Annotated in this window: 1 pseudogene; it reads right to left on the bottom strand. The window is 71.4% G+C overall.

Annotated elements, in window-relative coordinates:
• A pseudogene (locus VKA29_RS10545) lies at nucleotides 1–637 on the bottom strand (acetyl-/propionyl-CoA carboxylase subunit alpha); the annotation flags it as partial.

Below are 637 nucleotides of genomic sequence, written 5' to 3'. Positions count from 1 at the left end.
GGTGACGGTGCCGGGGGCGGGCAGGAAGCCCCGGCCGGGGTCCTCGCCGTTGATGCGGAACTCGAAGGAGTGGCCGCGCAGGGGCGGGTCGTCGTAGCCGAGTTCCTCGCCGTCGGCGATGCGGAACATCTCGCGGACCAGGTCGATGCCGGCGACTTCCTCGGTGACGGGGTGTTCGACCTGCAGGCGGGTGTTGACCTCCAGGAAGGAGATCGTGCCGTCCTGGCCGACGAGGAACTCACACGTGCCGGCGCCTTCGTAGCGGGCTTCCTTCAGGATGGCCTTGGAGGCCCGGTACAGCTCGGCGACCTGGCTCTCGGACAGGAACGGGGCGGGGGCTTCCTCGACGAGTTTCTGGTGGCGGCGCTGCAGGGAGCAGTCGCGGGTGGAGACCACGACGACGTTGCCGTGCTTGTCGGCCAGGCACTGCGTCTCGACGTGGCGGGGGCGGTCGAGGTAGCGCTCGACGAAGCACTCGCCGCGGCCGAAGGCGGCCACCGCCTCGCGCACCGCCGAGTCGTACAGCTCGGGCACCTCCTCCAAGGTGCGGGCGACCTTCAGGCCGCGGCCGCCGCCGCCGAACGCGGCCTTGATCGCGATGGGCAGGCCGTGCTCCCGCGCGAACGCGACGACCTCC

Source organism: Streptomyces sp. H51 (assembly GCF_035656535.1).
Taxonomy (GTDB): domain Bacteria; phylum Actinomycetota; class Actinomycetes; order Streptomycetales; family Streptomycetaceae; genus Streptomyces.
Note: the sequence above shows the minus strand (reverse complement) of the source record. Positions and strands in the feature narration are given on the sequence as shown.